Source organism: Gracilimonas sp. (assembly GCF_040218225.1).
Lineage (GTDB): Bacteria > Bacteroidota > Rhodothermia > Balneolales > Balneolaceae > Gracilimonas.
Window position 1 is genome coordinate 217,037 of the sequence record NZ_JAVJQO010000002.1, and the last position, 23,574, is coordinate 240,610.

The window sequence follows — 23,574 nt, forward strand, 5'->3', positions numbered from 1 at the left end:
ACATATTACTTATATAAGCTGAAACTACTCACATTGCTTTTGCAAATGTTAATCCTTTAATATTCCCAAATGTTTTTTACTTTCAGCCTGCCCTCGTATAACATTCTTAACCTATAATATTTTATTCATGGAAGTATTTGAACAAATTGTAAACTGGCTGAATAATCTGGTTTGGTCTACCCCGGAACAATTCCCACTCATGGTTGTGGTACTTTTGGGATTCGGAATCTTTATCACTCTTCGCCTTGGCTTTGTACAGATCAGACGTTTTGCTCACGGTGTAAAATCTGTTATGGGAACCTATGACAACCCTGATGACACCGGAGACGTCAATCACTTCCAGGCTCTGACAACTGCGCTTTCTGCTACCGTTGGAATCGGTAATATTGCAGGTGTAGCCATCGCTATCCACTATGGTGGGCCCGGAGCTCTTTTCTGGATGTGGGTTACAGCCTTTTTCGGGATGGCCATCAAATACACCGAGTGTACACTTGCGGTTAAATATCGTATTCAAAACGCCGATGGTTCTGTATCCGGTGGACCAATGTATTACATCGAAAAAGGACTCGGCTCCAACTGGAAATGGCTGGCCGTCTTTTTTGCTGCAATGGCCGTTATTTGTTCTTTCCTGACCGGTAATGCTGTTCAGGCGAACACCGTTGCCGATACCATGTACAGTACTTTCCAAATCCCAAGCTGGGCATCTGGTCTGTTTACCGCCACTTTTGTGGGAATTGTAATTGTAGGTGGTATCAAGCGAATTGGCCAGGTTACTGCTCGCCTGATGCCGGTTATGGCTCTTATCTATGTGTTAGGAGCGCTTATTATTCTTGCCATCAACGCTGATGATGTGATTCCTGCTTTCGGAACCATTATTACTTCTGCTTTTACTCCTGAAGCCGGACTCTTTGGTGTGGGTTCAGGATTATTCCTGACCACTCTGGTTTGGGGTATTAAACGGGGTTTATTTTCTAATGAAGCCGGACAGGGGTCAGCCCCCATTGCCCACGGTGCAGCAAAAACAGAAGAGCCTGTACGTGAAGGGGTAGTAGCACTGCTCGAACCTTTTATTGATACCATTGTTGTTTGTACAATGACCGGCCTTGTAATTGTAAGTACCGGAGTTTGGGAACAACGCCACAACATGGTTTATGAGCCTGGCAACAGTAATAATGCTGTTGAAATCACTGACGGAAGCAATATGCTGATTATTGAAGATGGTGAACCAATTAATGGTACTGTTGAAAGAAATGACTTCCCTACCGGTAAGTTTTTCATTGATGAAGCTCAGAATACTACATTTTCCGGTACCCTTGAAATGGTAGATGGTGTTGGGGTATTCACAAATGAAGCCGGCGAACAAGTAGCCACAATCTATACCAATATTATTGAAAACGGAGCTCCGCTAACTTCCCTTGGATTTAAAAAAGGTCTCGCTCCTATTTTCCCGTATGGAGATTATATCGTAACCATCTGTGTGCTTCTTTTCGGAGTCTCTACAGCAATCAGCTGGAGTTACTATGGTGACCGTTCTATTCAGTATCTGGCAGGTGATAGGTCCATTATTTACTACAAAGTAGTTTACCTCGGGATGCACTTCCTTGGGGCTATATTCCCGCTTGCCACGGTTTGGGCTATTGGGGATATCGCACTTGGATTGATGACATTCCCAAATATCATCGCATTATTTGCCCTTTCAGGCTCTGTTGCTGTAGCCAGTAAGAAATATTTCAACAAAATGGACGAGCTCGAAGCAAAAGGCGAAATTTAATTATGAATCGACCTGTAACTGAAATAGATCATCCGGTTGTAAAGCGGTATCTGAGTATCCTTCGGGATAAAAGAACAGAAACCGCTCCCTTCCGGCGGGCTATGGGTACAATTGGAACCATTCTCGCTGCTGAAGCTCTCGTTGATCTGCCACTTCAGGAGTATGAAGTTGAAACACCCATTCAAAAAACAACCGGTTACAAGCCGGCTGCTGAAGTTTTTGTGATACCTATTCTCCGGGCGGGACTAAGCCTGGTGGATGGTATCATCAGTTTTATGCCCGATGCTAAAGTAGGCCATATTGGGGTTTATCGTGATGAAGAAAGTCATGAGCCGGTTAACTATTATCATAATTTTCCCGGAGGCTTAACAGGTGCTTACACACTCGTTGTTGACCCCATGCTAGCCACCGGCGGTAGCGGATCTCATGCCATCAAGTTTCTTAAAGAGAATGGAGCGGATAATATCCGGTTCGTTTCCCTGATAGCTGCTCCGGAAGGTATTAAACGCCTGCAAGATGATCACCCCGATGTACCCATCATTACAGCTGCTATTGACGAGAAGCTGAATGAAAATGCATTTATTGTTCCCGGCCTTGGCGATGCCGGTGACCGGTATTTTGGAACCCTGTAACTTTTTAAGCGAACAGCTTTAAGAATACAACCGACGGCTAAACCGTTATCAGCATATGATGCTTAAATACCCTCTGATATTTTCCATTTTGCTGTTTATTGGCTTCGGCTGTGGTGAGCTTACCGAATATGAAAATAAACAGGTACAGGAAGCTTTAAGTGACTCTCTGTTTACCACTACCGAAAGCTGGGGTATCAACATGGAGATCATGGAAGATGGTAAACTCACGCTGAAGCTGTCAGGCAGCTATGCATCTTCTATTAAAAATGAGAACCAAAACATCACTAAAATCTCCGGACCGGTTTACATTGAAATTTTTGATACAGAAGGCGAACCTGATACATTTGTGTACACCGACAGTGCTATTCACCTTCCTGATAAAGCTGCTTTTGAGATGTTCGGAAATGTTCGTGTTAACGCCCCGGAAGGCAAAAAACTCCGGTCTGAATATCTGAAATGGGAACGCGAGAAAGATCGGGTAAGTACTCCTGAGTTTGTGATTTTCATCTCCCCGCCTGATAGTATTGCCGCTCAGGGTTTCTTTGGTAATTCTGATCTCACCAATTACACATTGAATGAAGGCGGTGGACGTGCAGTCATTGATTAGTTATAAACTAATTCATCGTAATTGTATATTCGGTTTATGAATAGATTTCTTAGCTCATTTAAATCTGCCGGATTTGCATTACTGCTGATTGTGCTTTTCATCAAGCCATTTTCAGGGACAGCCCAAAGCGTTGTTAATATCGAGTCATTTAGCCGTGCCGTGGGAGCAACTTTAGATGGAGAGCAGGTTCAGAAACTATATAATGCGCGTCTTACTACCGGAAACATCGAAATGGTTTGTGATAGTGCGTGGCGTTTTATCAACCGAAGTGAAATAAGAGCTTTTGGGAATATTCAGATTGAAACCCCTGATGAAACGATCTGGAGTGACACCCTTTATTATTACACGAACAGAGATCTGAGCCTGCTCAGAGGCCGGGTCATAATTCAACAGGACAGCACTACTCTTTTTGGGAAACGGGTAGACTATAACTTCTTCACTAAAGTGGCCTACTTCGACAGCGGAATTAGGCTGGAAGATCAGGATGGCACACTCATAGCAGAAAGAGGAACTTATTTCCAAAATCAGGACAGTGCTATTTTCCGAGGAAATGTACAGCTTTCCGACTCTGCCCAATATGCTGAAGGCGACAGTTTATTCATCAACCGAACCTCCAAATACCTGCAGCTTTACGATAATGTTTTTGTAGTTGATAGTACCAACAATGGCACTCTAACCGGGGATTATCTGGAGGCTGATTCTACCGGGCGTCGTTTCGTGAATGGGAACGGTTATTTGCGAAGGGTAAGTGCCGATACCACCGATACAACACACATCAATGCCAATCAGCTTTTGCTTCTGGATCAGGATTCAACTTCCCTTATTCGGGGCTACAAAAATGTCAGGGTGTGGTCGCCTAAATTTTCTTCTGTTTCAGATACTCTCTTTTATGATTCATCTACAGAAATCTTTGAACTGATTTCCAACCCCATTGCGTGGCATGATAATATTCAGCTTACCGGCCCTTATATCGCCGTTCAGATGGACAGCAGTGAAGTCCGGGAGCTTAAATCTTTCCATAAAACTATAGCTGTTCAGGAAGACAGTGCCACCGGCCGACTTCATCAGATTAAGGGCGATACGCTGATTGCTGATTTTACCGATGGGAGTATCTCACGCATCAAAATCTATCCGAAAAGCCAGGTTCTATATCACACTCAAAATGAAGACGGCGATCCAGATGGAGCTGTTGAATACTCATCCCCGCAAACCATTATGTATTTTAGCAATGGAGATTTGAAACGGGTGGTTGCCGGTAAGAACGATGGGTATTTCTTTGAAGAGTTTCCAGGACTGGCTGATCGCCGACTCGATGGTTTTGCCTGGAATCCTGAGCGTCGTCCTACACGGCCCAAAACCGAAGTTGCCCCCCGCTTCCCTCCTGTTCCTCAAGAACGGCCTTTTGCACTCCCTCGAAGGTTTGTTGAATACATAAACTTGAATTCGCAAGATCCAGTCGGCGAATAGATTACCTGATGTTCAATCATTTCCCTATTTAAAAGGAATCAATTACATTACTGACAGTCTTTACCCGAAACTAAAAATGGGGGTACCCATGGATTGGTCAATCTTGGTAAGCATTTTTCTTTTTTATGCTATTCTTGTTGGTTTAAATATTCCAGCATCATTCCTTGGAATTGAATTTGAACGGGATTCAAAACCAAAACTCTGGTATCAGCCACCCGGATTTGTGATACCTATCATTTGGTTTGTACTCTTTGCAATGTTGGCATTATCCCGTCATCACCTGCTTCAAATTGGGCACGACGAACTGCAATGGCCACTTTTTATACTTGCCTTTATCTGTGCAGCCTACGCCTACTATACCATCGGGCTGTCAAAAGTAACAGGCATTTCGGTTTCCTGGCTTGGCCTTGCCGGAAATATGATCGTCATACTGTTTGCCGGCTATACAACTTATGTAATCTATCCCGAATCCATCTTTTCAGCTCTGCTTGTAGTGCCAACTATTCTATGGACAGCACTCGCAAGCCTGATTATTGTCGGTGAAATGAAGCTGAAGAAAGATACTCCACCTACAGCTGGACATCATTAAAAAAGCCAGATCCCTGCTTTTACAAAGATCTGGCTTTCTACTTTCGATGTTCCTTGTTCAGTGTTCCTACGCTTCCTGAAGTTCCAGGTTCTGATCAACCACGCGTTTTTGGACATCATGCGGAACTTGTGCATAATGTGAGAACGCACGCGTGTAAGTTGCACTGCCCTGAGTCATAGACTTCAGTCGGGTTGAATAATGGTCCAGTTCTTCCAGTGGCACATGGGCTTTGATTTTCTGAATAGAACCTTCGCCATCCATGCCTTGGATTTGCCCGCGCCGGGTACTCAGATCGCTCATCACATCTCCCATAAAGTCAGAAGGAACGGTAACTTCGATTTCATAAACAGGCTCCATTAGCTGAGGATTGGCTTGCATAAAACCATCCCGGAATGCCATTCGTGCTGCTGTTTTGAAAGCCGCTTCGTTGGAATCCACCGAGTGCATCGAACCATCAAAAACAGAAACCCGGATATCACGGGCACGGCAACCGCTCATCGGGCCGTTCTCCATTTTCTCCATTACTCCTTTAAGAATTGCAGGCATAAAGCGGTTGTCAATCACACCACCCACAATACAATTCTGGAACACCAGTTTACCACCCCAGTCCAGTTCATGCACCTGCACATCCCGAACCTTCAGGTCATCCGGTGGCGACATACCTTCTGTATAAGGCTCTATCAAAAGATGAACTTCGGCAAACTGACCAGCTCCGCCTGATTGTTTTTTGTGTTTGTAATGAGATCGTACTCCTTTGGTAATCGTTTCCCGGTAAGGAATTTTAGGAGTGATGAACTCGACATCCAGCTTGAACCTGTTTTTCAGCTGATCCTCTATCACTGCCAAATGCTCTTCCCCCTGACCATGAATGATAACCTGCCGCAATTCCTGACTATGTTCAATAACCACCGAAGGATCTTCCCGATGTATCTGATGCAAGGCATGTCCAAGCTTATCTTCCTCACCTTCTTTCCTGAGTTTAACAGCCGTGCGGATAGTCGTTGGAGGGAATTCAATGCCCTGAAGTTTGATATCGTGTCCTTTTTCATGAAGCGTGTCGTTAACCTCCCCATCTTTCAGCTTCACTACGGCACCGATATCTCCGGTTTGAATTTCATTGATCTCGATGCGCTTATGGCCTTCTGTTAGAAACAAACTCCCCAAGCGAACCGAAGAATTATTCGAGCTATTGATCAAATCCATTCCCGGCCGGATGGAACCGCCATAGGTCTTAAAATAGATCAAATCCCCTACATGAGATTCAGAATGGGTTTTAAATAAAAACATCACGGGTTTGCCGTCCGGATCAAGTTCAAACACTTCTCCGTCTTCGGTTTTAGGCGGATTTCCTTCCAGAGGATTCGGAGCCACATCATCCAGAAATCCCATTACCCGTCCGGTTCCCATATTTTTGGCTGCACAACTCACGAACAACGGATAAATCTGACCGTTTACCAACGAAATATGCAATCCTTTCTGCATTTGTTCTTCGTCCAGCTCCCCCTGTTCAAAATAGATGTCCATCAGGGTTTCATCATTCTCAGCGATGGTTTCCACTAATTCCTGGTGTAACTGCTGGGCCCGTGCCTGTTGTGATTCGGGAATAGGAAGTTTATCAGGCTTTCCTCCCTTCTCCAGGAATTCATACATCGTCATGCGAAGCACATCAATAATGGCATGAAAGTCGGGTCCTTCGCTGAATGGATACTGAACCACAGTTACCTGACGTCCAAAATGTTCTTTGGCTTCATCAACGGTTTTCCAGAAATCAGACTGATCCGTATCCGGTTTATTCACTACAAACATAGACGGCACACTATACTTTTGCACATATTTCCAGAGTGAATCGGTAGCTGTTTCCACGCCTTGTTCAGAGTTCAATACAAAAATAGCGGTATCAGCAATTCGGACAGCGCCTGCTACTTCCCCAATGTAGTCGGATGTTCCCGGCGTATCGATGAGATTAATTTTATGCCCCCGCCAATCCAGGTTCATGAAAGATGAAAAAATTGATTTTTGCTTTTCCTTCTCCAGGTTGTGGTAATCGGAAACGGTATTTTTTTCTTCGACCGATCCTCGTCGGTTAATGGCTCCGGCTTCGAAAAGCATCGTTTCGGCCAACGTTGTTTTTCCGGAGCCTGAATGCCCCAGCAGAACAACATTACGGATACGGGTAGGATTATATACTTTCATGGTGTCTCCTTTTTTTCTCTTTTATCAACTGCCACAAAATCTCTAAAACACGAAATAATTAATTACTTTTAGTGCTTCGGTGCTTTAATGGCGAAATTTCTGCTATGTTTGTTGATAGCAGATTAACTTGTCAAAAAGCGCGACCAACTTTTGCGCCAAAAATTCAATGAACAGTACCCATTCTTTTTGAACAGAATGTGAAGATCAAAAATAAACGGAGTCACGAATAAATCAACATGAAAAAGATTTTATTAATACAGACCGGGGGAACCATTGCCATGAACGCAAAAGGTGCGGGTGTTGAACTGGATCCGGAGAGATGGTCGAAAGTACTGTATGAAGAAATTCCTGAGCTAAATGAAATTGCTGAGATCGTCACTTATCCTCTTTTCTTTGAAGACAGTTCTGATCTTAACGCCTGGCACTGGATAAAGCTGACCGGCTGTATTGAAGAGAAGTATGCCGAATTTGATGGTTTTGTGATTCTCCATGGAACCGACACCATGGCCTATTCTGCATCCGCTCTTAGTTTTGGACTGAAAAATCTGGACAAACCCGTAATATTCACGGGCTCCCAATTGCCAATGAGCACCATCCGCAGTGATGCTCGACGGAATCTCGTAAACGCGATCGAATTGGCTACGATGGATTTTAAGGAAGTCGGGATTTGTTTCAACGATGCGCTTTATCGGGGAAACCGGGCTACCAAACTCAGCATTGGTGATTTTGATGCCTTTGGCTCCCCCAACTTCTCCCCTCTCGCTGATATCGGCATTCAGATTGAAGCCTTGGTTCAGGATCAATTCGGAAACGGTGATTTTGAGAACGCGGCTAAATATTCTGATGAGGTTTTTGTGCTTACGGCTCACCCCAATCTCAACCCTGAGCTGCTGATGGACCTGAAGCTGGAGAAAGTCAGAGCAGTTATTCTCAGAGCGTTCGGGAGCGGTAATTTTTGCGTGAAGGGTGAAAAGAGTCTCCTGCCTTTCCTTGATAAATGTCGTAAACAGGATGTGATTGTAGCTATTGTTTCCCAGGCCGATTATGACTCGGTTGATCTCACCCAATATTCAGCAGGAAGAGCCGCCTTAAAACATGGAGCCGTCAGCGGAAATGACCTTACCCTGGAAGCTGCTGTAACCAAACTCATGTTTTTATTAGCACATTACGATTCCAAAAGCGATATTGAGGAGCGTTTCCAGCAATCGCTGGTCGGGGAACTTACACTTTAACAATTGAGAATAGAACACGGATGATGCTGATTTGGCAGATCGTTACGGATTTGTGTTATTATCCTTCAGTGATTATCTGTGTTATCCGCGTTTCTTGCCAATATCACTAAATCTAATATTATGTTTTTCATTTTTGATGTAGAGACTATTCCGGATTTTGATTTCATTCGCCGGGTACTTAATGACCCGGATTCTGACCAGGAGCTCTTGCTGGAAAAAGCCAGCGAAGAACTCGCCCGCAATGCTTCCGGGTTCCTTCCTCCCATGTATCACCGAATGGTTTCCTGGGTTGGGCTTTGGATTGAAAACACCGGTGGGCCAAAACAGAAACTTGCCTGGAGCGGTGAGGACGAAAAAGAAGGCCTTAAACAGATTTTTGATGCCATAGGCACCTACAAGGATTTTGGACTTATTCATCATAACGGTAAAGGCTTTGATATTCCGGTTCTCACCTATCGTGCTATGAAACATGGGCTCCAAATGCCGGTTCGTATGCATGATTATGACATCCGCTATCGCTACAGTCGCCACAATATTGACCTTGTTGATGAATTCAGTAACTACGGTGCAAGTTCCTGGCCCAAGCTTAAACATCTGGGACAGCTGATTGGCATTCCCTTCAAACAAACCGGAGAAGGTAACGAAGTGCTGGCCATGTTTCAGCGGGGGCAACTCGACTTAATTGAACATTACTGCTACGAAGATGTGATGGCAACCTATATCGTTTGGCTCTATCACCAATTCACGGCTGGGCATATTCCCGAAGATCAGTTTAACAATTTAAAAGATAGGGCGATGAGTAAGCTGGAAGAGATTCAGAGTGGTTCTCCTAAACAATAATTTTAACTGACATAAATACTCAACATTATGAAATATACATTATTAGTAATTTTACTTGCTTTCACTACCGCTTGTGGCAGTAAAAAACAAGAAGAAAACAATGTTCAAGCATCTGAACCGGAAGCAATGGCAGTTGAAGCAGCACCCTCAGAAAATCAATATTACGATTATTCAAAAATCGATGAGACTTTAGCCATAGATGTAAATAGCATCTCCTGTAAATATTTAATGAATAGTATTGTTTCATGTGACTTTAATGTCACCAACCCAAATCAAAGAAATCTCTATGATTTGTTTGTAACATTTTATCCCATTAATGAAAATGGAGAAACCGGCGAATTAGGGATTTCACAAATGGATGCAGGAGATTATGCTGAGCTCAAAGCAGGCGAAACTGGCTCTTTTTCTGCAGTTTTGACCTCCTTCCCGCGAAGTACTGAATATTTGCGATTTACCATTGAAACCAATGAAAAACCATACGATTCAAACATTCAGGATTTTGATACGGATCAAATTCAAGGACTTTAGACTCTTTACAACGGTATGCGGTGGAACTAAAAACCGCTATACCACCCGGTCCGGATCGCTGAAATCCGGTACTTCTCCGCGATAGCCAAAAATGGTTTTTATCAGCTTAACCGACCATTCGCTTTGGTTTTTGATATACCATTGATCAGCCGCGCGACGGGCTCCCAGTCCCCAGCTTGGATAAGGATGAATGGTATCGGCGATTCCACGAAGTGAAACTCCGTTCTTCATAGCAACCGCATATTCGGATATAAACTCTCCCGCATGGGCTCCCACTACGGTTGCTCCCAGTATCTTCCCGGATAACTTCTTCGCAAATATTTTGACCAATCCTGTAGCTTCATTTTCTGCAAGCGCCCGGTCAATTTTGGAATAAGGGAAACGATATACTTCGTATTTTTCTCCTTCTTCTTTTAGCTGTTTTTCGGTTTTTCCAACATGAGCCAATTCCGGATCAGTAAAAGTAACCCAAGGAACCAGATCCTTTTCAATCTTCATGGGAACCACTTTAAGCAATGCTTTAGTAGCAGCAATTTTGGCCATATGTTCACTCATGTGGGTGAATTGATAACGGCCGGTAACATCTCCCGCTGCATAAATATGAGACTGATTGGTTCGGCAGGATTCATTAATAATTATATTTCCTTTTTCTGTGTTAACCCCGGCTGCTTCCAGATTCAATGTCGAAGTATTCGCCCTTCGTCCGGTAGCCATCAATAGCGCATCACCTTCAATTACTTTACTTGCCCCGTTAACTTGCACATGCACTTTAATGCGATTTCCCTCCTGTTCTGCTTTCTCTACAGAAGCTCCCAATTCATACTTTACTCCCTGCTTTGATAATTCACCCTGAAGAATACTGACCAACTCCGGATCATCATTAGCTAAAATGCGATCAGCCATATCAATTACCGTAACCTCAGAGCCAAGGTTTACAAAAGCCTGAGACATCTCCGTACCAATCGGTCCGCCGCCTATAATCAATAACTCTTTGGGCAAATCACTAATCTCAAAAAGACTTTCATTAGTGAGGTAGTCAACACTTTCGAGTCTGGCGATGGGTGGGACAAATGCTTTGGCTCCGGTAGCTATAATAAAGTATTTGGATGATACGGTACGGACTCCGCCCTCATTGAGTTCAATATCTACTGTATGAGAATCTTTGAAGGAAGCTTTTCCTGAAACCACTTCAATACCCATGTCTTCAAAAATCTCCGGGCGGTCGGCATCGTGATAAACTTCTTTTCGCACCTCATCTACATGCTGCATCACTTTCTTGAAGTCGACCTTTGGCTCACCGTCAATCAGCCCATATTTGCCGGCATCTTTGATTTGACGAGCTACTTTCCCGGCTTTGAGAAGGGTCTTGGACGGAATACAGCCGGTCCACGTGCAATCACCACCCAGACGATCCGCTTCTATCATCATGGTTTTAGCCCCGAAATTAGCCGCGATTCCCGAAGCCGTTAAGCCTGCAGCTCCACCTCCAATCACGATCATATCAAAATCATATCCAGCCATAAATCAATGTCTCCTTTTTAGATAGTGATGACTCAACCATCTGTGAGCTTACTTCATTTCAATAACTTTTTCGACTCCGAAAGTAAGCATTGAAGATCAATGATCTATGACTGGATTATCTGTTTGCTTGTTATCAGGCTAATAATGAATTCACCTTCTCGTCTTCATCAGTATTCTCTTCCCTGTCTTTACGAAGCACAGCCTGTGCCGAAGCCAAATGCGCTACCGGTACGCGGAATGGAGAACAGGACACATAATCCAAGCCCGTGTTGTATGCAAAGTTGATACTCTCAGGGTCGCCGCCATGCTCACCACAAATTCCGACTTTCAGGTTTTCATTTACCATCCGGCCAAGGCGGGTTCCTGCTTGCACAAACTGACCAACGCCTTCTTCATCCAGCACCTGAAACGGATCTTGCTTCAGGATTCCCCTTTCGATATAAGTTGGAAGGAACTTAACGGCGTCGTCCCGGCTGAATCCATACGTCAGCTGCGTGAGATCATTGGTCCCAAATGAGAAGAAATCGGCTTTTTCTGCGATTTGATCAGCCAGAATTGCAGCCCGGGGAATTTCAATCATGGTGCCAATTTTATAGTCAAGTTTTTCACCATGTTCTGCTAATATTTCGCGGGCTGTTTTGTCTACTAATGCCCGCTGGTGTTCGAATTCTTCCACGCTTCCCACCAGCGGAATCATGATTTCCGGAAGAACTGTCTTTCCTTCTTTCACCAACTCAAGTGCGGCTTCTATGATGGCTTTGGTTTGCATTTCGGTTATCTCAGGATAGGTAATACCCAGCCTGCATCCCCGGTGGCCCAGCATAGGATTGAATTCTTTCAGCTGATTCACTTTGTTCTCGAGAATATCAGTGGTAACTCCAAGTTCACTGGCTACCTTTTCGATCTCGTCTTTTTCCTGTGGGAGGAACTCATGCAGTGGTGGATCGAGCAAGCGTATGGTAACAGGGAGGCCTTCCATCGCTTCAAAGATCTCGATGAAGTCCTGTTTCTGGAAAGGAAGGAGGTTATTCAATGCCACGACCCTTTCTTCTTTGGTATTGGCAATGATCATCTTACGCATGAAATTAACCCTTCCCGGCTTAAAGAACATATGTTCTGTCCTGGCAAGGCCTATTCCTTTGGCTCCATAGGAGCGAGCAAGCTCGGCATCTTCAGGTGTTTCAGCGTTTGTTCTCACTTTCATCACCTCGATGTCGCTTACCCAATCCATAAATACCCGGTACTCTTTACTGAATTCGGGCTTGGACAGTTCTTTTTTACCCAGAATCACTTTACCTGTATTTCCATTAAGTGAAATCCAGTCGCCTTCTTTAACCGTGATTTCTCCGTTAGTGAATGACTTGGTTTTGTAATTAATCACAATATCACTGCAACCAGCTACACAAGGTTTACCCCAGCCCCGGGCTACTACAGCAGCGTGACTGGTCATACCGCCACGTGAGGTAAGAATGCCTTCAGCTGATGACATCCCTCCTACATCTTCAGGGCTTGTCTCAATGCGTACAAGGATAACTGTTTCTCCTTCTTTAGCCGCTTCTTCCGCTTTCTTCGAGTCAAAAACTACCTTACCAACAGCTGCTCCAGGTGAAGCCGGAAGTCCGGTTCCCAATACTTTACTACCATTTAAAGCATCTTCCTTGAATTGTGGGTGCAGAAGCTGTTCTATGTGACCCGGATCTACCAAATCACGAATGGCTTCATTTTTAGTGAGAACTCCCTCATTCACCAAATCAACGGCAACTTTAACAGCGGCCGCTCCCGTTCGTTTTCCATTTCTTGTTTGGAGGATAAACAGGCTCCCATCCTGAATGGTAAATTCGATATCCTGCATATTTTTATAATGGGCTTCCAGCTTTCGGGTATACCCCACTAGTTCTTTATAAATCGCAGGATTACGGCTTTGAAGTTCAGCAATATGGCTCGGTGTTCTGATGCCTGCAACAACGTCTTCGCCTTGTGCATCAAGCAAGAACTCTCCGTACAGTTTAGACTCTCCGGTAGATGGATTCCGGGTGAAGCAAACACCGGTTCCGCTTTTCTCGCCCATATTCCCGAATACCATCGCCTGAACATTCACTGCCGTACCTATCAGCCCATGAATATTACTGATTTGACGATATTTGATAGCTCTTGCACTATTCCATGATTTAAATACCGCGTTAATGGCAAACTTCAACTGCTCAACCGGGTCATCAGGAAACATATGCCCTGTCACTTTTCGGTAGATGGCTTTATATCTGTCTGTGAGTTCACGCAAATGAGAAGCATTTAGCTCGATATCATCTTCGACCCCGACTTCTTTTTTGAGCTTTCCGATAGCTTCTTCAAAGTAATCGTGGCCAACTCCCATTACCACATCTCCAAACATATCTATAAACCGGCGATAGCTATCATAAGCAAAACGTTCGTTTCCGGTTTTCTTTATGACAGCCTCAACCACTTTATCATTAATTCCCAAATTCAGGATGGTATCCATCATTCCCGGCATAGAAACGGCCGCTCCGGATCGTACCGAAATAAGTAAAGGATTCTTATCGTCCCCGAGCTTTAAACCCATTTCTGTTTCAATATGTTTGACACCTTCCATCACCTGACCAAAAAGTTCTTCAGGCCACTTCATGCTGTTTTTGATGGTGCTTCTGCACGCCTCTGTTGAAATCGTAAAACCCGGGGGAACCGGAATTCCTATTTTGCTCATTTCAGCAAGATTAGCTCCTTTTCCCCCCAACAGATGTTTCATTTTCCTGTTTCCATCCGTATTAAATCTACCGAAGCGATATACATATTTATCTGGATTAGCCATAACAATACCTCTCTGCACTTTTAGTTAAGAACAAGGTCTTTTGCCTGGCTGATATACCAACTCTTTCAACCCGGTCTTAAAGACCGAACAGTGGTAGTATTCAAAATAAATATGAAGTAATTATGTATATGGCTTAGAAAAGCGCTATCACAGATATTTAGTCAGTTTCAGGAAGGCCAGAATCTGCCTCTTCAATTCTGTATTTAACTTTATTATATGTAGACCAAGCCCCATATGCGATCATCACCACGACCACCCCGTACACCCACCATGGCACATTCTCCCCTGCGATGATCAGATAAAGATAAGCTGAAATAAAAAAGAACGTAGAGCTCAAAGCAGGTATAACTATCGATTTTTTCTGGCGATAATTTCTAACCAACCATCCAATACTCAACGTGAAGAATGGAATTGCCCCAACATAGATGCTGCCAAAAATAATGGGATTCACGCCATAATCGTCTCCGAGACTAAAAAACCATTCTTTTGCTATTTCAATAAATTCGGCCATATGGGTAGTTTTTAAATTGTGTAATAGTTACGAACGAATATATACTAATTAGCCTTGTTTTGATGATATTATGAGTTAAATTCTTACAAGTATAATACGGCAAACCTTTTTGAGCAGATTTAGAAATTACATATCTATTGCATTTCTGTTTCTGGCAGTTACAGGAACTCTTATTTCTATGGCTCACTACCATAGCGAAGGATTGGAATGTCTGCATCATGCCAATGAACAGCATTATGCTGAGACCGACCCGGTTTGCCCCGTTTGTACTATTGTTACCTACACTCCGGTTACAGAGCCAAGCTCATCTATTCATATTTTGGAGTATCAGGAAAGCCTGATTTCAATACCGGAATTTTTTATTTCTGATGAACCTTTTACTCCCCTTCTTGGCCGCGCCCCACCAGCCACGGTTTAAATAAGACTTATTTCCCTGCCTGTTTTTCAGGCTAATTATTCTTTTTATCAACTTATTTAAATCATTATATCCATGAAAAAAGTAAATCTTTTATCAACGGCAAAGGCTGTATTAACTTTCATTATTTTCGCCGGAATTCTAACGGCTTGTTCAAACTCCACCTCTTCGGAGGAGGATGAGCATGAACCTGTTGGATTTGTCATTTATCAAGGCTCAGATCAAGTCATCTCTAAAAACCTGAATGACAATACTACAGCCAGCTTATCTATCAGTGCCAATGCTTCTATACAATATCGTGTAGCATTTCTTGATCTGGAGGGAGATGTATTCACCCCAGAAAAAGATGAGCACAGCCTTCGGTTTGAAACCACCGATGGAACCGGCAGTATTTCAGTCCGTCAGGAAAATAGTGGTGAACCATTCCTTTTTACCCTTTCAGGTAATAACGCCGGTGAAGCTTCCTTTAGTTTTGAGCTTTTGCATGTAGGATCAGCAGAATTCGGTCCTGCCACTGTTTCTGTAACCATTACTTCTTCTAATTAAGTGAAGAAGACAACCTTATTTCTGTTATTTCTAGCTCTAATAACCGGCTCAAGGTCGGTTATGGGGCAGAATAACAGTTTTTCAATATCAGGAACTGTTACAGACGTGGAAACATCTGAACCTGTTCCTTTTGCTTATCTCCACATAGAAGAGCTGAACCGAACCATCACCACCAATGTGGATGGAAAGTTTGAAATTCGGAATATTCCAAAAGGCACGTTCACGCTAACCGCTCATCGCATTGGATTCCGAACCCAATCCAGAACTGTAATTGTGGAAGGTGAAGATTTGGAACTTGAAATTCGACTCAGTTCAACCGTTTTGAGTACCCAGTCTATTGAAGTGGTTGGATTAAAGGATCAACTTAATGGTTCTGGGTTAGAACATGCTTCCAAAAATGTTTTTGGCAGTGATCTAAGGAGAAATCTTGGTTCTACATTATCTCAAACTCTTTCAAACCTTCCTGGCTTTGATCAGCGAACAAATGGATCTGCACCCGGACGACCAGTAATCAGGGGGCTTGGTGACGAACGCGTTGTCATCCTTCAGGACGGAATGAGTACGGGCGATATTTCAGCACAATCATCAGATCATGCTGTAACTACCGATCCATCTTCAGCTAATGAAATTGAGATTGCACGTGGACCGGCCGCATTGGCTTATGGGTCTAATGCTATTGGTGGGGTAATCAACATTGTTAAGAATCAGATTTCCACCTCCCTTCCCAATAATATCAATGGATCATTATCTTTGAGTGGTGAATCCGTTAACCGTGGAGCATCCGGAGCTCTGAGCGCTCAGATTCCATATAAAGATTTAGCTATACAAATGGACTTGAGTGGACGGTTGGCCAATAACACCCGAACTCCCATCGGCCCTACAGAAAACACCTTTTTCCGTACTACAAATGATGGTGTTGGAATAAGTTATATACAAACCTGGGGTTATATAGGGGCTTCAGGAACACTCTATCAAAGTAAATATGGTATTCCACCAGATCCCAACGGTCATGAAAATGGAGTAGATATTGAGATGCAGAAATGGCAATACGACGCTAAGTCAGAAATTATTCTGCAAAATAATCTCTTTAAAGTGCTGGAAGCTGAGCTCTCCTTCAAAGATTATAATCATAAAGAAATTGAAGGTAAAGACGCTCAGGGTAGACAGGTTATCGGAACGGAGTTTGATCTACTCACAGCCAATTTCAGTTTACGAACCAAGCATCGGGAGTGGGGTTTATTTGACCGTGGATCGATGGGAATTACTTCTGAATTTGAAGATTATCAGGTAATGGGAGCCGGAACGCCACCTTCCCAAAGTTTCAAGGTTGGTGCATACATTATTGAAGAAGCAGACTTTGATGCCCTTCACCTCGAGGCTGGTCTCCGGGTTGACTTCATACAAAACAACACGAATGAAAGAGACTTGTTTTATCCTGTTGGAGCAGTAAATGGTAACATCGATTCTACTTTTTATAAAGACCGGAGCTTTCCAGCGGTGGCTTCATCATTTGCAGCGATTTACCAGCTTGGCAGTGGGTTTTCTGTTGGAGGAAGTTTTATTCACTCGTTCAGAGCGCCCTCTCTTGAAGAACTCTACTCAGAAGGCCCGCACCTTGCCTCCTATTCTTTTGAAATTGGAAACCCAGATCTGGAGCCGGAGCGCGCTTTAGGCAAAGAAGTCTTTATTAGGTTCAATGAAAATACACTTAATGCTGATTTTACGATCTTCCACAACGATTTCAGCAATTACCTGTATGCCCGAAATACCGGAAGACAAAATGCCCAGCGCCCTACCCTTCAGGATTATCAATTTGTAGGAACAGAGGCCTTACTTTACGGAGCTGAGTTTTCAGGTGAACTGCAATTTTTGAAAAATTTCGTTTTTGATCTCTCCATGAGTTACACTATCGCAGAACGAAAGGTGTCGGAAGCAGAACAAGCTAATTCGGGAACGACCGGCAATACCCGCCCCCTTCCCCAAATTCCCCCTTTTAAAATTAAATCATCTCTTAAATACGCGAAAGATAGATTTGAAATAGGAAGCAGAGTGCGGTACTCAGCAGAACAGGATCGTACCGGGGAGTTCGAGACACCAACTGAAAGCTATGTGTTGCTGGATGTTTTTTCACAATACAGGCTGGAAGGAGATAATCTGATGCATACATTTTCACTTAATATTAATAACCTGCTGAATACAGAATATTATGATCATCTTTCCAGAATAAAAGATCTGAGACCTCAGCCAGGAATTAATGTGAGTCTTTTATACCGGATGTACTTTTAGCCAATTCGATAGTCTCCCAAAATAAAAAAGCCCTGGAAGGTTCAGTTCCAGGGCCTTAGCTTTAGGTTTCAGCTTTAAGGAGTAAAAATCGACTAACTGTTAGGGTATAAACATTAATCTCACCTTTAAGCTGATTACAAGAGTATCACCAATCTCATTTGTTACACTTTTTTTTAAAAAAAATTTCCCTCTGCATAAAATTCGTCTTTTCAGCTATTTAAGAGGCAAATTTAAAGTCTGGAAAATCTTTTTTTTTAGATTTTGATAAATACTTTTGAGTCAATATTCTCTATTGATCATTACATTAAAAAAAGAACCTGTGACATACGTTAGCTTTTTAGAAACTCCTATTGGTCACCTCCGAATTTTATCGAACGGAGATGGCATTACTGAAATCAAATTCATGGACTTTGACGGACCGGAAGATCCTGACGTCCATACCGAATCGGCCAAAACTCAGCTCAGGGAATATTTTGAAGGTAACAGGGCAAGCTTTCATTTAGAGTTACAACCTCAGGGAACTAATTTTGAGCAAAAAGTATGGAGAGAACTGCTCGAAATTCCGCAAGGTTCAACCACTTCGTACGGAAGCATTGCCAAAAAACTGGGTGATGATAAAGCATCGCAAGCCATTGGTAAAGCAAATGGGAAAAACCCCATAGCCATAGTTATCCCCTGCCATCGTGTTGTCGGTTCTGATAATAAATTAACAGGGTATGCAGGAGGTGCTCAACGTAAAGAGTGGTTGCTCAAACATGAGGGGGCCTTACTTATCTAACTAAATTTTACGGCGAACGACCTCCGTTTGTATTACATTCACTTCATCTTATCAGAAAACTATTCACTCGTATGAAATTCACTATATCTCTGTTATCAATTCTAATTTTTTCAGCTTTATCGATTCAGGCGCAAATGCCTGACGCCCCGCAACGAACAGAGGGTGATGGACCTTATGAACGACTGATTATCCGCGGTGTAAATCTCATTGATGGAACAGGATCTCCGGCTACCGGCCCAGTTGATATTGTAGTTGAAGGAAATAAAATAGCGTCCATTCAAACAGTAGGCTATCCTAATCTTCCAATCAACGAAAACAGACGACCTAAAGCCGATGATAAAACAAAAGTAATTGATGCTGAAGGAATGTACCTACTCCCCGGTTTCTTTGATATGCATGCTCATACCGGAGGTGGTGCTCAGGGAACTACTCCTGAATATGTTTATAAACTTTGGCTGGCTCATGGAATTACTTCTATCCGTGAACCCGGGTCTTTCAATGGCATGGATTGGACACTTCGGCATAAAGAATTGAGTAGAAAAAATGAAATTACTGCTCCACGCATATCTGCATGGATTGGTTTTGGGATGGGAAGTGATAAACCGATCACTACACCTGAACAAGCCCGAAAATGGGTCCAAATGATTCACAAAGAAGGAGCAGATGGAATCAAATTTTTTGGAGCTTCTCCGGAAGTATATGCAGCAGCTATTGATGAGGCCAATAAATTAGGGCTTGGCACCATGACACATCATGCCCAAACCCGAGTAGTATATAATGATGCACTCAAATCCGCTCAGCTAGGGTTAACCTCCATGACACATTGGTATGGCTTACCTGAATCTATGTTTGAGGATAAAATTATTCAGGATTATCCACTAGACTATAATTATAACGACGAACAACATCGTTTTGAGGAAGCCGGAAAGCTTTGGAAACAAGCTGCTGCTCCAGATTCAGAAAAGTGGGAATCGGTTATGGATGAGATGCTCGAACTTAATTTCACACTCAATCCTACATTCACCATTTATGAAGCAAACCGCGATTTGAGTGCTCAGCGCCGAGCCGAATGGCATGAAAAATATACCTTGCCATCCCTGTGGAAATTTTATGCCCCAAGTCGCATTTCTCATGGTTCTTATTGGATTGAGTGGGGAACAGAACAGGAAATAGCCTGGAAAGAAAACTTTGCCCTATGGATGCAGTTTGTGAACGAATATAAGAATAAAGGCGGACGTGTTACTCTTGGCTCTGATGCAGGCTATATCTACAAGCTGTACGGATTTGGTTACATACAGGAAATGGAGCTCTTTCGGGAAGCAGGATTTCATCCATTGGAAATCTTCCAATCAGCTTCATTAAAAGGAGCTGAAGTGCTTGGTGTTGATGACCAATTAGGTACTATTGAAGTGGGGAAACTTGCCGATATGGTAATTGTAGATGCCAACCCTATGAAAAACCTGAAAGTTTTATACGGAACCGGAGCCATTTACGTCAACGAGGATAATGAGCCTGTTCGCAGGGGCGGGATTCGATACACCATTAAAGACGGGATTGTATTCGATGCCAAAGAGCTACTGAAGGATGTAGCTGAGATGGTGGAAGCTGCCAAGTCGGAAGAGACCTTTGAAATTACTCAACCCGGTTTAGACTATTAATATTAATCACTAAAAAAATTACGAAACGATTATGAAAAGCATACGCACCTTTTTGTTAATACTGATTATCGGAATTTCAACTTCAGCTTATGCCCAGGAAAGCAAGACAGCTGTTGGTGGTTACCTTTCCGGAATCTCAGCTAAATTCACTATTTCTGAGTCTTCAGCAATTCGTACCGATCTGGGACTCACCTTGATCGATTTTACGCAAATCGATCTGACTGCTTATTATCAGATCTATAAAACCGAGAATTCTCTCGGTGTTGAGTCAGGCACGTTAACCCCTTATTACGCTCCGGGTATTCGTATCTCATATGTAGATGCAGGAGCAAATGTTGACGGTGATGTATCCTATGGCATAGAGTTTCCACTCGGGGTTGAGTATGGTTTTGAAGAAGCCCCTTTTGAAGTCTTCATAGATATGGGCCCCTATCTTACTATAAACCCCAATCAACTTTTCGGATTCACCGGATCCATCGGATTCAGATATCAGCTATAGAAATAAAAAGGCGCCTTTTTACAGGCGCCTTAATTGTATCAATAAGATGTTCTTCTACATTCCGGGAAGCAACATTACCGCATTTTGAACCATCCGGCTTGGCCCTACCCAAAACATGCGATACTGGGTATTATCAAGCAAGAAAACCACTTTCCCGCTTCCCATATTCTCAACAGCGGCAAAAGCCATTCCAGCAGCTTGCTCTTTATTTTCTTGGGAAGCATACCCCGAGGCCAGCACCTCATCTCCTTCTTTCACATAATAGCCCACCGTTTGAAATGAAGTTGAAGGGACAATACCATCATCGCCAAACTTCAGGGAATAAACTCGTTCCGGCATCCCGAAAGCCAGCGGATTAGTAGTATCCAGCATCCCCTTGAATGCAGATCCGGGAATGCGTTCAAGGCCAAATACATCTTCCCGGTTTGCATATTTAGTGTATGCCTTGGGATCTATCTCTGTGCTGTCCTCATCTTCCTCAGAAAAAAGTTCCACTCCGGTAAAACCTGACCGATCTTTCGTGAGCCAGCTTCCGCTGCCTTCTGTTCCGATCAAAACTCCGCCATTTCGGACCCAATTTTTCAAAACTTCCATCTCAGAATCATTCCAGACTCCATTCAAACCACCCCATGCGCCGGGCATCAGAATAACATCATAGTTATCAAGGTCATTGCTGGAAAAACTGCCTGATCTGATTCTGCTGATCCCAAACTCCGTCCACTGATCAAACAAAAACCAAAGCTGGCCGGCTGTATAGGAACTAAAGGGAGAGTCTATCATCAATGCTACGTTCGGCTTCTTAACCGGCTGAGAATCACCAGAAGCCAAATCCATACCTTTACTCATTCTTCCGGTGTTGAAGCCTTCTATCACAACATTCGCTTCTGTAGCCACCTTCTGCATATCGGCCGCAATTTGATCCCTCTTCTCATAGTTTCGGCCAACTAATACAATGAGTGAACCTTCCGAATAGGTTTTCTCTCCATTATTGAAACTTCGGCGCGCACTGCGAACATTGTATTCCATTTCCCAGAGTTTGGCTAATGCTTTGGGGGCATGACGCTGCTTCCAGTCTATTACATAGGCATATTGAGCTCCGGCATTTTTCAATCCTGAGTTGTAAGTCAATTCTTCTGTTACCATTTCAGTATTTGCATCAACTCCACGAGTAGTCCAGGTTGCATCCAGATTATAAGCAAGAGGCACCGACCAGGTCGCCATATCGTACATCACCGAATCCTCAATTTCCATCTGCTTTCTGAACAGTGTATTTATGAACAAGTGCTTAGGCTGATCTGTCTTAATAATGAAATCACCCGATTTGAAATTTCTGTTCGATGAACTTCCATCCCAATAACTAAAAGAATTTCGCTGGCTGAAATCCTGAGTAGCCCGCTCTACTTTCACGCCATGCTTCATCAACATGTTAACTACCTGATAGGTGTAGTCGTTTTCATTATTCGGGAGAATATACGCTTCGGTGTTTCCCTTTTGGGCTGATTGTGAAACAGAGTTTTTGAAGTAGCTCAGAAGTCCTTGCTTATTCTCTACCGCCGTTTTCACAATTGACACACCATTCGTGTAATGATCAAACACGCGTTGCCGCAGAGTTAGTATATAGCCGTCATCGGTTTCTACCGCACGGCCACCGCGGCTATGTCCACCCTGTTCAGCCAGCATCCCTATACCGCCCATCACGCTGGGATAAGAAGAACCATACCCCGGGTAAAAGAAATCGAAAGCCTCACGTGTAGCATAATTCACTCCGGCCTCGTCAAATTCCTCAATCAAACCGCGACCAAAAGCATCTGCCCACTTGTCATATTCTGAAGGAAGCTCCAGGTTTCTCGGAGTAGTACCCGGCATGGCAAAATAGTTATTGTTGAAACCCTGCTCATGAAAATCCATATGCACCTGGGGCATCCATTGCTGGTAAGCGGCTATTCTTCCCTGAGATTCAGGATGAACCAGCCACACCCAATCCCTGTTCAAGTCAAACCAATAGTGATTTGTGCGACCCCCGGGCCAAATTTCATCATGCTCAAGGTCTTCTGAATTCGTATTTAAAATATTGGCGCGGGATGATTTGTACCAATACACATAGCGGTCCCGGCCATCAGGGTTAATCATGGGATCGATGATAACCACCGAGTTTTCCAGCCATTTTAGTGTCTCCTGATCGGCACCGGCTACTAACCGATACGCCGTTTGCATAGCCGCCTCGCTGCTGGATGGCTCATTCCCATGCACATTATAACTAAGCCAAACAACCACCGGCTTTTCTTCTATGCCGGAAGATTCAGGATTGTTTGCCAACTCCAGGTTAGCCTGCCGAATAGACTCAATATTGGCCTGATTTTCACCCGAACTGATTACGGCATAATATAAATCACGTCCTTCATAGGTAGTCGCATACTTGTGAAAAGTAATTTTATCAGATTCCTGGTCAAGTTGTTTAAAATAGTCCATCACCTGGTGGTGAAAGGTATACTCCTTTCCCAGCTCATAGCCAAGATAATCAGATGGAGAAGTTATTTCGGAGTCATAGGATAGTTCGGGATGAAATTGAAATCGTTCTAAAGCAAATTCATCCTGCCCGAAAATAGTATTGGTTATGAGTAGGAAAGCAAAGAGAGTCAGTATTTTTTTCATTTCAGATATTTTAAAATTTGATTGA

At 43.4% G+C, this 23,574-nt stretch carries 19 protein-coding genes; 14 read left to right on the forward strand and 5 right to left on the reverse strand.

Annotated features, from left to right (window positions below; translation table 11 throughout):
- Window positions 1-127: 127 nt before the first annotated feature.
- The 5 genes from RIB15_RS01000 (at window position 128) to RIB15_RS01020 (ending at window position 5,066) form a co-directional block, all read left to right on the forward strand.
- A complete protein-coding gene (locus RIB15_RS01000; protein ID WP_350200281.1) occupies window positions 128-1,771 on the forward strand; it encodes an alanine/glycine:cation symporter family protein in 1,644 nt (547 codons plus the stop codon).
- A 2-nt stretch (window positions 1,772-1,773) separates the two neighbouring features.
- Window positions 1,774-2,403, forward strand: a complete 630-nt coding sequence (gene upp / locus RIB15_RS01005; protein ID WP_350200282.1) for a uracil phosphoribosyltransferase — start codon at window positions 1,774-1,776, stop codon at window positions 2,401-2,403.
- 58 nt (window positions 2,404-2,461) lie between these two features.
- The gene (lptC, locus tag RIB15_RS01010; RefSeq protein ID WP_350200283.1) at window positions 2,462-3,010 is read left to right on the forward strand and encodes an LPS export ABC transporter periplasmic protein LptC; all 549 of its coding nucleotides are present in this window, start codon (window positions 2,462-2,464) and stop codon (window positions 3,008-3,010) included.
- A 36-nt stretch (window positions 3,011-3,046) separates the two neighbouring features.
- Window positions 3,047-4,477 carry an OstA-like protein gene (locus tag RIB15_RS01015; protein ID WP_350200284.1) on the forward strand — a complete coding sequence of 477 codons (1,431 nt, stop codon included), beginning with the start codon at window positions 3,047-3,049 and terminating at the stop codon, window positions 4,475-4,477.
- An 88-nt stretch (window positions 4,478-4,565) separates the two neighbouring features.
- Entirely contained in the window at window positions 4,566-5,066 is a 501-nt protein-coding gene (locus RIB15_RS01020; protein ID WP_350200285.1) for a TspO/MBR family protein, read from the forward strand.
- A 66-nt stretch (window positions 5,067-5,132) separates the two neighbouring features.
- On the opposite strand, the gene RIB15_RS01025 is transcribed toward RIB15_RS01020, so the two are convergent.
- Complete coding sequence (locus RIB15_RS01025) at window positions 5,133-7,259, reverse strand: elongation factor G (protein ID WP_350200286.1); 2,127 nt, start codon at window positions 7,257-7,259, stop codon at window positions 5,133-5,135.
- 236 nt (window positions 7,260-7,495) lie between these two features.
- Here RIB15_RS01025 and RIB15_RS01030 point away from each other — a divergent pair, with 236 nt between their 5' ends.
- From RIB15_RS01030 to RIB15_RS01040, 3 genes are all read left to right on the forward strand, one after another.
- Window positions 7,496-8,491, forward strand: coding sequence for an asparaginase (locus RIB15_RS01030; protein ID WP_350200287.1), 996 nt, complete (start codon window positions 7,496-7,498; stop codon window positions 8,489-8,491).
- 120 nt (window positions 8,492-8,611) lie between these two features.
- Complete coding sequence (locus RIB15_RS01035; RefSeq protein ID WP_350200288.1) at window positions 8,612-9,331, forward strand: ribonuclease H-like domain-containing protein; 720 nt, start codon at window positions 8,612-8,614, stop codon at window positions 9,329-9,331.
- Between the two features lie 27 nt (window positions 9,332-9,358).
- Window positions 9,359-9,859: a hypothetical protein gene (locus RIB15_RS01040; protein WP_350200289.1), complete on the forward strand. Its 501-nt coding sequence runs from the start codon at window positions 9,359-9,361 to the stop codon at window positions 9,857-9,859.
- A gap of 36 nt (window positions 9,860-9,895) precedes the next feature.
- Here the strand turns inward: RIB15_RS01040 and RIB15_RS01045 are convergent, their stop codons facing one another.
- The 3 genes from RIB15_RS01045 to RIB15_RS01055 all read right to left on the reverse strand — a co-directional run bounded on the left by RIB15_RS01045 (window position 9,896) and on the right by RIB15_RS01055 (window position 14,715).
- Window positions 9,896-11,380: a dihydrolipoyl dehydrogenase family protein gene (locus RIB15_RS01045; RefSeq protein WP_350200290.1), complete on the reverse strand. Its 1,485-nt coding sequence runs from the start codon at window positions 11,378-11,380 to the stop codon at window positions 9,896-9,898.
- 133 nt (window positions 11,381-11,513) lie between these two features.
- Window positions 11,514-14,204 (reverse strand): pyruvate, phosphate dikinase, encoded by a 2,691-nt coding sequence (gene ppdK / locus RIB15_RS01050; RefSeq protein WP_350200291.1) that lies wholly within the window; start codon window positions 14,202-14,204, stop codon window positions 11,514-11,516.
- A 157-nt stretch (window positions 14,205-14,361) separates the two neighbouring features.
- Window positions 14,362-14,715, reverse strand: a complete 354-nt coding sequence (locus tag RIB15_RS01055) for an ABC transporter permease family protein (protein ID WP_350200292.1) — start codon at window positions 14,713-14,715, stop codon at window positions 14,362-14,364.
- A 109-nt stretch (window positions 14,716-14,824) separates the two neighbouring features.
- Between RIB15_RS01055 and RIB15_RS01060 the strand changes: the two genes are divergently transcribed.
- The 6 genes from RIB15_RS01060 (at window position 14,825) to RIB15_RS01085 (ending at window position 20,897) form a co-directional block, all read left to right on the forward strand.
- On the forward strand, window positions 14,825-15,133 hold the full coding sequence (locus tag RIB15_RS01060) for a hypothetical protein (protein ID WP_350200293.1): 309 nt from the start codon (window positions 14,825-14,827) through the stop codon (window positions 15,131-15,133).
- Between the two features lie 72 nt (window positions 15,134-15,205).
- Window positions 15,206-15,676, forward strand: a complete 471-nt coding sequence (locus RIB15_RS01065) for a hypothetical protein (RefSeq protein ID WP_350200294.1) — start codon at window positions 15,206-15,208, stop codon at window positions 15,674-15,676.
- Window positions 15,677-17,962: a TonB-dependent receptor gene (locus tag RIB15_RS01070; protein ID WP_350200295.1), complete on the forward strand. Its 2,286-nt coding sequence runs from the start codon at window positions 15,677-15,679 to the stop codon at window positions 17,960-17,962.
- A gap of 319 nt (window positions 17,963-18,281) precedes the next feature.
- Window positions 18,282-18,740, forward strand: coding sequence for a methylated-DNA--[protein]-cysteine S-methyltransferase (locus RIB15_RS01075; protein WP_350200296.1), 459 nt, complete (start codon window positions 18,282-18,284; stop codon window positions 18,738-18,740).
- 134 nt (window positions 18,741-18,874) lie between these two features.
- Entirely contained in the window at window positions 18,875-20,398 is a 1,524-nt protein-coding gene (locus tag RIB15_RS01080; protein ID WP_350200297.1) for an amidohydrolase family protein, read from the forward strand.
- A 31-nt stretch (window positions 20,399-20,429) separates the two neighbouring features.
- The gene (locus tag RIB15_RS01085) at window positions 20,430-20,897 is read left to right on the forward strand and encodes a hypothetical protein (RefSeq protein ID WP_350200298.1); all 468 of its coding nucleotides are present in this window, start codon (window positions 20,430-20,432) and stop codon (window positions 20,895-20,897) included.
- Between the two features lie 54 nt (window positions 20,898-20,951).
- Here the strand turns inward: RIB15_RS01085 and RIB15_RS01090 are convergent, their stop codons facing one another.
- On the reverse strand, window positions 20,952-23,549 hold the full coding sequence (locus RIB15_RS01090) for a M14 family metallopeptidase (RefSeq protein WP_350200299.1): 2,598 nt from the start codon (window positions 23,547-23,549) through the stop codon (window positions 20,952-20,954).
- Window positions 23,550-23,574: the final 25 nt, after the last annotated feature.

What these genes read in the sequence shown, in the direction of transcription:
- upp (WP_350200282.1), top strand. Translation starts at nt 1,774, where the DNA reads ATGAATCGACCTGTAACTGAAATAGATCATCCGGTTGTAAAGCGGTAT.
- RIB15_RS01040 (WP_350200289.1), top strand. Translation starts at nt 9,359, where the DNA reads ATGAAATATACATTATTAGTAATTTTACTTGCTTTCACTACCGCTTGT.
- RIB15_RS01030 (WP_350200287.1), top strand. Translation starts at nt 7,496, where the DNA reads ATGAAAAAGATTTTATTAATACAGACCGGGGGAACCATTGCCATGAAC.
- RIB15_RS01035 (WP_350200288.1), top strand. Translation starts at nt 8,612, where the DNA reads ATGTTTTTCATTTTTGATGTAGAGACTATTCCGGATTTTGATTTCATT.
- RIB15_RS01080 (WP_350200297.1), top strand. Translation starts at nt 18,875, where the DNA reads ATGCCTGACGCCCCGCAACGAACAGAGGGTGATGGACCTTATGAACGA.
- RIB15_RS01065 (WP_350200294.1), top strand. Translation starts at nt 15,206, where the DNA reads ATGAAAAAAGTAAATCTTTTATCAACGGCAAAGGCTGTATTAACTTTC.
- RIB15_RS01020 (WP_350200285.1), top strand. Translation starts at nt 4,566, where the DNA reads ATGGATTGGTCAATCTTGGTAAGCATTTTTCTTTTTTATGCTATTCTT.
- RIB15_RS01085 (WP_350200298.1), top strand. Translation starts at nt 20,430, where the DNA reads ATGAAAAGCATACGCACCTTTTTGTTAATACTGATTATCGGAATTTCA.
- RIB15_RS01025 (WP_350200286.1), bottom strand. Translation starts at nt 7,259, where the DNA reads ATGAAAGTATATAATCCTACCCGTATCCGTAATGTTGTTCTGCTGGGG.
- RIB15_RS01045 (WP_350200290.1), bottom strand. Translation starts at nt 11,380, where the DNA reads ATGGCTGGATATGATTTTGATATGATCGTGATTGGAGGTGGAGCTGCA.
- ppdK (WP_350200291.1), bottom strand. Translation starts at nt 14,204, where the DNA reads ATGGCTAATCCAGATAAATATGTATATCGCTTCGGTAGATTTAATACG.
- RIB15_RS01015 (WP_350200284.1), top strand. Translation starts at nt 3,047, where the DNA reads ATGAATAGATTTCTTAGCTCATTTAAATCTGCCGGATTTGCATTACTG.
- RIB15_RS01055 (WP_350200292.1), bottom strand. Translation starts at nt 14,715, where the DNA reads ATGGCCGAATTTATTGAAATAGCAAAAGAATGGTTTTTTAGTCTCGGA.
- lptC (WP_350200283.1), top strand. Translation starts at nt 2,462, where the DNA reads ATGCTTAAATACCCTCTGATATTTTCCATTTTGCTGTTTATTGGCTTC.
- RIB15_RS01090 (WP_350200299.1), bottom strand. Translation starts at nt 23,549, where the DNA reads ATGAAAAAAATACTGACTCTCTTTGCTTTCCTACTCATAACCAATACT.
- RIB15_RS01000 (WP_350200281.1), top strand. Translation starts at nt 128, where the DNA reads ATGGAAGTATTTGAACAAATTGTAAACTGGCTGAATAATCTGGTTTGG.